Annotated in this window: 3 protein-coding genes; all 3 read left to right on the top strand. The window is 70.9% G+C overall.

What is annotated here, in order from left to right; genetic code table 11:
- Positions 1–110 precede the first annotated feature (110 nt).
- Genes ACFV6D_RS08410 through ACFV6D_RS08400 form a run of 3 tightly spaced genes read left to right on the top strand, consistent with a single transcriptional unit; the run spans position 111 to position 3,275 of the window.
- Positions 111–1,121: an ABC transporter permease gene (locus tag ACFV6D_RS08410; RefSeq protein WP_363372006.1), complete on the top strand. Its 1,011-nt coding sequence runs from the start codon at positions 111–113 to the stop codon at positions 1,119–1,121.
- Complete coding sequence (locus tag ACFV6D_RS08405) at positions 1,118–2,188, top strand: ABC transporter ATP-binding protein (RefSeq protein ID WP_063347741.1); 1,071 nt, start codon at positions 1,118–1,120, stop codon at positions 2,186–2,188. Before ACFV6D_RS08410 ends, ACFV6D_RS08405 begins: the two co-directional genes overlap by 4 nt.
- A gap of 34 nt (positions 2,189–2,222) precedes the next feature.
- Positions 2,223–3,275, top strand: coding sequence for an ABC transporter ATP-binding protein (locus ACFV6D_RS08400; protein ID WP_380558940.1), 1,053 nt, complete (start codon positions 2,223–2,225; stop codon positions 3,273–3,275).
- Positions 3,276–3,443: the final 168 nt, after the last annotated feature.

Raw genomic sequence — 3,443 nt, 5'->3', positions numbered from 1 at the left:
AAAAAAATCCCTCCTCAGCAACCACCTCCTCCTCCGTGACGCCCGCCCCCCCCCCCCCCTCCCGGACCCCAGCCCCCCGCCCGCGCCGGGCCCGCCGGAGCCGCCCAACTGTGTTTGCCTACATCATCCGCAGGATCTTCGCGGCCGTCGTGCTGCTGCTGGTGGTCAGTGCGGTCACCTTCGCGATCTTCTTCCTGCTCCCGCGCATCGCCGGCGAGACCACCGACCAACTGGCCACGCAGTACGTCGGGAAGAACCCCTCCCCCGAGGCGATCGCCGCGGTCAAGAAGAACCTCGGGTTCGACCAGCCGCTGTACACCCAGTACTGGAACTTCCTCAAGGGCCTGGTCAGCGGCGCCGAGTACAAGTTCGGCCCGGACCCGGTCACCTGCCACGTACCGTGCTTCGGCTACTCCTTCAAGAACCACCTGGAGGTCTGGCCCGAGCTGATCAAGCGCGTCCCGATCACCCTCTCGCTCGCCGTCGGCGCGGCCGTGCTCTGGCTGGTCTCGGGCGTCGCCACCGGCGTCGTCTCCGCGCTCAAGCCGCGCTCGGTCTTCGACCGGATCGCCATGGGCATCTCCCTCGCCGGCGTCTCGCTGCCGGTCTTCTTCACCGGCGCGCTGCTGCTCACGCTGTTCAGCTACGAGTGGCCGATCCTGGACAACCTCCAGTACGTCGACTTCGCCGACGACCCGCTGATGTGGGCCCGCAACCTGATCCTCCCGTGGATCTCGCTGGCCTTCCTCTACTCCGCGCTCTACGCCCGGCTCACCCGCGCCGGAATGCTGGAGACCATGAGCGAGGACTACATCCGCACCGCCCGGGCCAAGGGCCTGGTCGAGCGCAAGGTCGTCGCCCGGCACGGACTGCGCGCCGCGCTGACACCCGTCATCACCATCTTCGGCATGGACCTCGGCCTGCTCCTCGGCGGCGCCCTCATCACCGAGCAGGTCTTCTCGCTCCAGGGCGTCGGCGCCTTCGCCGTCCAGGCGATCGCCGACAACGACCTGCCCAAGATCCTCGGCGTCACCCTGCTCGCCGCCTTCTTCATCGTCGCCTGCAACCTCGTGGTCGACCTCCTGTACGCACTCGTCGACCCCCGGGTGAGGCTCTCGTGACCGAGCTCCAGAAGACCGAGGCGGTCGCCGCCCAGGCCCCGTCCGGCGACCCCTTCCTCTCCGTCCGCGACCTGCGGATCCACTTCGACACCGACGACGGCCTGGTCCGCTCGGTGGACGGGGTCAGCTTCGACCTGCACAAGGGCCGCACCCTCGGCATCGTCGGCGAGTCCGGCTCCGGCAAGTCCGTCACCTCGCTCGGCATCATGGGCCTGCACCGCACCAAGCGGGCCCGGATCACCGGCGAGATCCGGCTGGACGGCGAGGACCTGATCGCGGCCGGCCCCGAACGGGTGCGCCAACTGCGCGGCCGCGAGATGGCGATGATCTTCCAGGACCCGCTGACCGCGATGCACCCCTACTACACCGTCGGCGCGCAGATCGTCGAGGCGTACCGGGTGCACCACCCCCAGGCGTCCAAGAAGCAGGCCCGGGCCCGCGCGGTCGAGATGCTCGACCGGGTCGGCATCCCGCAGCCCGACCGCCGGGTGGACGACTACCCGCACCAGTTCTCCGGCGGCATGCGCCAGCGCGCCATGATCGCCATGGCGCTGGTCAACGACCCCTCGCTGCTGATCGCCGACGAGCCCACCACCGCCCTGGACGTCACCGTCCAGGCGCAGATCCTGGACCTCATCCGCGACCTCCAGGACGAGTTCGGCTCGGCCGTCATCATCATCACCCACGACCTCGGGGTGGTCGCCGAACTGGCCGACGACATCCTGGTCATGTACGGCGGCAAGTGCATCGAGCGCGGCCCCGCCGAGACCCTCTTCGACGCGCCCGAACACCCCTACACCTGGGGCCTGCTGGGCTCCATGCCGCGCCTGGACCGCGAACTCCAGGACCGCCTCGTCCCGGTCAAGGGCACCCCGCCCAGCCTGATCAACGTGCCGTCCGGCTGCGCCTTCCACCCGCGCTGCCCGTACGCCGACCGGACCGGCGGGCGCTCCACGAGCGAGCTCCCGGTGCTGGCCGAAGCCTCGCCCGGCCACTACGCGGCCTGCCACCTCCCGGCCGCCGAACGGCACCGCATCTTCGCCGAAGAGATCGCGCCCCGGCTGTGAGCCCGGCCTCGTACCACCTTTCTGGAGAGAACCGATGACGGACACTCAGGCGGCAACGGCCCCCGCGCCCGCGCCCGCGCCCGCCCCCGACCGCGAGCCGCTGCTCCGGGTGACCGGCCTGACCCGGCACTTCCCGATCCGCGGCGGACTGCTGCGCCGCCAGACCGGCGCGGTGCGGGCCGTCGACGGCATCGACTTCACCGTCAACGCCGGTGAGACGCTCGGGGTCGTCGGCGAGTCCGGCTGCGGCAAGTCGACGATGGGCCGACTGGTCACCCGGCTCGACGAACCGACCGGCGGGAAGGTCGAGTTCGAGGGCACCGACATCACCCACCTGGGCGTCGGCGCGATGCGGCCGCTGCGCCGCGACATCCAGATGATCTTCCAGGACCCGTACTCCTCGCTCAACCCGCGGCACACCGTCGGCACCATCGTCGGCGCGCCGTTCCGGCTGCAGAAGGTGGAGCCCGAGGGCGGCACCAAGAAGGCCGTCCAGGAACTGCTGGAACTGTGCGGGCTCAGCCCCGAGCACTACAACCGCTACCCGCACGAGTTCTCCGGCGGCCAGCGCCAGCGCATCGGCATCGCCCGGGCGCTCGCCCTCCGGCCGAAGATGATCATCGCGGACGAGCCGGTCTCCGCCCTGGACGTCTCCATCCAGGCCCAGGTGGTCAACCTGCTGGACGACCTCCAGCGCGAACTCGGCCTGACCTACCTGATCATCGCGCACGACCTCTCGGTGGTCCGGCACGTCTCGGACCGGGTCGCGGTGATGTACCTCGGCAAGATCGTCGAGATCGCCGACCGCGACTCCCTCTACGCGAGCCCGCTGCACCCGTACACCAACGCGCTGATGTCCGCGGTGCCGGTGCCCGACCCGCGCCGGCGCCAGCGGGCCGGCCGCGAGCGGATCCTGCTCAAGGGCGACGTCCCCTCGCCGATCAACCCGCCCAGCGGCTGCCGCTTCCGCACCCGCTGCTGGAAGGCCCAGGACGTCTGCGCCAGCCAGGAGCCGCCGCTGGCCGCGCTGAAGACCGGGCACGAGGTGGCGTGCCACTTCCCCGAGCTGGGCGAGGGGAACGGCTAGGGCGTGTTTCAGGACGCGCTGGTACTGGCCGGCGCCGCGTTCCTCACAGCGAAGCGAGGGGGGGGGGGCGGGCGCGCACCACACCTCGGGCGAGCGCGCGGCGGAAGGGGGTGAGGACACCAGACGCGTAGGGGGCTGGCGCTTCTCGCTCGACCGGCAGGTGAGGGG

The sequence above is a fragment of the Kitasatospora sp. NPDC059812 genome, assembly GCF_042732075.1.
GTDB lineage: Bacteria > Actinomycetota > Actinomycetes > Streptomycetales > Streptomycetaceae > Kitasatospora.
The sequence above is the reverse complement of the archived record's forward strand: the minus strand, read 5'-3'. Positions and strand labels throughout refer to the sequence as shown.